Annotated in this window: 3 protein-coding genes; all 3 read right to left on the reverse strand. The window is 71.3% G+C overall.

Annotation, left to right across the window (positions count from 1 at the left end; translation table 11 throughout):
- Positions 1 to 35: 35 nt before the first annotated feature.
- Positions 36 to 1088, reverse strand: coding sequence for an ABC transporter ATP-binding protein (locus ACIQ3R_RS16525; protein WP_397419948.1), 1053 nt, complete (start codon positions 1086 to 1088; stop codon positions 36 to 38).
- A complete protein-coding gene (locus ACIQ3R_RS16530; RefSeq protein ID WP_397419949.1) occupies positions 1085 to 2695 on the reverse strand; it encodes an ABC transporter permease in 1611 nt (536 codons plus the stop codon). Before ACIQ3R_RS16530 ends, ACIQ3R_RS16525 begins: the two co-directional genes overlap by 4 nt.
- On the reverse strand, positions 2686 to 3479 hold a 794-nt coding region (locus ACIQ3R_RS16535), incomplete at its 5' end, for an extracellular solute-binding protein (RefSeq protein WP_397419950.1). The genes ACIQ3R_RS16530 and ACIQ3R_RS16535, both read right to left, overlap by 10 nt.

Consider the following 3479-nt stretch of genomic DNA (forward strand, 5'->3'; position numbering starts at 1 on the left):
ACGCCTGGATGATCCGCGCGACGCTTGGTTAAGGCCTACGAGCGGTCGCGGACGGCGTGGTCGCTATCGGCCGGGAATACGCTCGCCTGGTCCGGGTCGAGCCGAACCTCGACCGTCGCGCCCAGAGGCGGCGGAGCCATGGCGACGCGCAGCCGGAGCCGTTGACCCGCGCGTTCGAGTTCGAGTTCATGAAATGCGCCGCCGAACCCGTGGCCGACAACCCGGGCCTGGACACCGGATCCGCCTAGGATCGCGGCTTCGGGGCGTATCGCCCCCTGAGCCGGGCCGTCCGGCAGCCCCGGCGCCGGGAGGTCTCCAAACACCGTTGCGACAACACCGCCCGAGACCTGTCCCGGCAACAGGCTGACTTCGCCCAGAAGCCGCGCGGCCTGCGGCGAGGCCGGGCGTCGGTAACAGTCCTGTGGGGGTCCGGTCTGGACGATCCGGCCGCCGACCATCAGCACCAGTTCGTCGGCCATCAGCATGGCTTCGGCGGCGTCGTGGGTGACCACCAGAACCGCGGCGTTGGCGCTGTGCAGGGTCGTGAGCAGGTCGCTGCGAACCTCGGATTTCAGATGGGCGTCGAGGCCTGAGAACGGTTCATCCAGCAACAGCGCCGCCGGGCCGGGCGCCAGCGCCCGGACCAGGGCCACGCGCTGCTGTTCGCCGCCCGAGAGCATGTGCGGAAAGGCGCCGGCGCGATCCGCCAGGCGGACGGCCGCAAGATGCTTGAGGGCCGTCGCCCTGCGCTGTTCCCAGGCAGCGCCGCGCAGGCCGTAGCCGACGTTGTCGAGAACGCTCAGGTGGGGAAACAGCGCGAAGTCCTGAAAAACCAGGCCGACGCCGCGCGCCTCCGGTGGCGTGAAGACGCCGGGCCCCGCCAGGATGCGGCCGCCGAGCGAGATGACCCCCGCGTCGGCGACGTCCAGCCCCGCGATCAGCCGCAGAAGCGTGCTCTTGCCGCAACCCGACGGCCCAAGCAGCGCCGTCACCTTGCCGGGTTCGAGGCGCAGCGACGCCGTCGAGACGGCGGGCTTTCCGCCGTAGCTCTTGCTCACGCCATCAACGGTCAGGATCGCCGGGATCACGCGGCGCTCCCCGGGCGGGCGTGATCCACCTGACGCGTGACCCAGATCGTCGCCGGAAGCGCGAGCGCCACGATCAGAAGCGACGGCCATCCGGCCTGAGCCAAGCGCTCATCGCGCGCGTAGTTGTCCGCGATCACCGCCAGGGTGTCGAAATTGAACGGGCGGAGGATCAGGGTGCCGGGCAGTTCCTTCAGGATGTCGATGAACACTACCAGCGCCGCAGTCAGCACCGCGCCCCGCGCGAGGGGGAGCTGAACCGACAGCGCCGCACCGGTCTCGCTTCGACCCAGGATGCGGGCGGCGTGAACCAGAGACGGCGGCAGACGGGCCAGTCCGGCCTCGATCGGCTCCAGCGCGGCCGCCATCAGACGCGCGGCATAGGCGTAGATCATCAGCGCCAACCCCATCCCAAACCCTTGAGCGGCGCCGGGCACGTAGCGCCAGACCAGAGCGGCCGGCGCGAGCAGGCCGATCGCCCTCACCGCGCCCGGCGTCGCATAGCCGAGGCTCGCGAGCCGCACGAGCCACGGCGCGCGCGCCATGCCCAGCGCCAGCGCAGTCGCCAGCGCCACCGTGACCGCTGCGCCGGCCAGGGCGAGGGCCAGGGAGTTGCGCGCCGCCGCGATCAAGCGGTCCCAGTCGGGCGCAAAGTCGCTGAATCCAAACGCCATCCAGCCCATCGGCAGGATCAGACCGAGGCCAATCAGGGTCGTGCAAAAGGCCGTGGCCCCGACCGCGCCCCAGCCTGTCAGAGGCGCCCGAGTGGTCGCACGCCATCGGGTCGCGGCCGAGTCGTGGCTGCGCCCCTGGCGGCCGCGCCGCTCGATCCAGAGCAGAAGCGCCGCGGCGGCGAGCAGCGGGATCGCGAACTGGGCCGCCGAGGCCATCGAACCGAACACCACCCACGCACGGACAACGCCGGTGGTCAGGGTCTGGACAGCGAGGAACTGAACGGCGCCATAGTCGGCGAGGGTCTCCATCACCGCCAGAGCGACGCCGGCGGCCAGGGCCGGTCGGGCCATTGGCAGCGCCACCCGCCAGAAGGCTTCGCGCAAGGGGCTGCCGAGCGTGCGCGCCGCCTCCAGCGCCTGAGCCGACTGGTTCACGAAGGCCGCGCGCATCGCCAGATAGACGTAAGGATAGAAAGCCAGCGAAAGAACGAAGGCCGCGCCCCAGAGGCTGCGCAGGCGGAAGCCCGGATCGAACCCCAGCTGGGCGCGGGCCAATGTCCGGACCGGGCCGGCGACATCGAAAAGGTCGGCATAGGCGTAGGCCAAAGCGAAGGCCGGCGCGGCCAGCGGCAGCGCCAGGGCCCAGGCGAACACGGCGCGGCCGGGAAACTCGTGCGCCGCCACCAGCCAGGCCGCAACGGTTCCAAGGATCGTGGTCGCTGCTGCCACAAGAGCGGCGAGCGCCAGCGAGGTCCAGGCGTAGCGAATCAGGTCGCCGAGCGGGATCGCGGCCTCAGCGCCCCCGGAGGTAAGCGCGGCGGCAAGAACCCCGGCCAGCGGGGCGAGCGCCGCAAGCGCCGCCAGGATCGCCAGCGTCTCCAGCAGGCCCGGACGCCAGCGCCCGAGGCGCGATGCAGGCCTCGCGGCTAGCGCCAACCGGCGGCGCTCATCAGGGTCTGGGCCTCGGCCTGACGCGGACCATAGGCTGAGACCGGCATCGGGTGAGCCTTGAAGTCGGCCCAGGCGGCGGTCGGCGGGGGCGTCGGCACGCCGGGAAGCGTGAACTCGCCGTTGGCCGCCGAGCGGGCGGTCTGGGCTTCCGGCGAGACCAGGAACTCGATCAGGCGCACGGCGGCGTCCCGGTGCTTGGAGGTCGCGGTCAGCCCGACGCCCGAGATGTTGAGGTGCGAGCCCTGGCCGTCGAGCGATGGAAACACCAGCTTGACCCGCTCGGTGATCGCCTTGTCGGCCGCATCGTCGCCGGCCGCCATGCGGATGTAATAGTAGCTGTTGGTCAGCGCGATCTCACAGGCGCCTGCGCCCACGGCGCGGATCTGATCCCGGTCGCCGCCCTCCGGTTGGCGGGCCAGATTGGCGACCACGCCCTTGGCCCAGGTGCGGGTCTTCTCCGCGCCCCAGGCTTCGATCAAGGCGCCGGTCAGCGACAGATTGTAGATGTTGTCGGAGGATCGCACGCAGAGCTTGCCGCGGAAGCGCGGCCCCGCGACCTCCTCATAGGTATCGACCTCTTCGGGCTTCACCTTGGCTGTATCGTAGGCGACGACCCGCGCGCGGCGCTGGAAGCCCCACCACCGGCCCTCCGGGTCTCTCAGATTGGCCGGAACGGCGGCGGCCAGGGCCGGAGTGGTGAGCGGCTGAAGCAGGCCCGCTTCCTGAGCGCGCCAGAGGGCGCCGGCGTCGGCGGTGATGAACAGGTCGG

Origin of the sequence: Phenylobacterium sp. (assembly GCF_044371015.1) — a bacterium.
Lineage (GTDB): Bacteria > Pseudomonadota > Alphaproteobacteria > Caulobacterales > Caulobacteraceae > Phenylobacterium.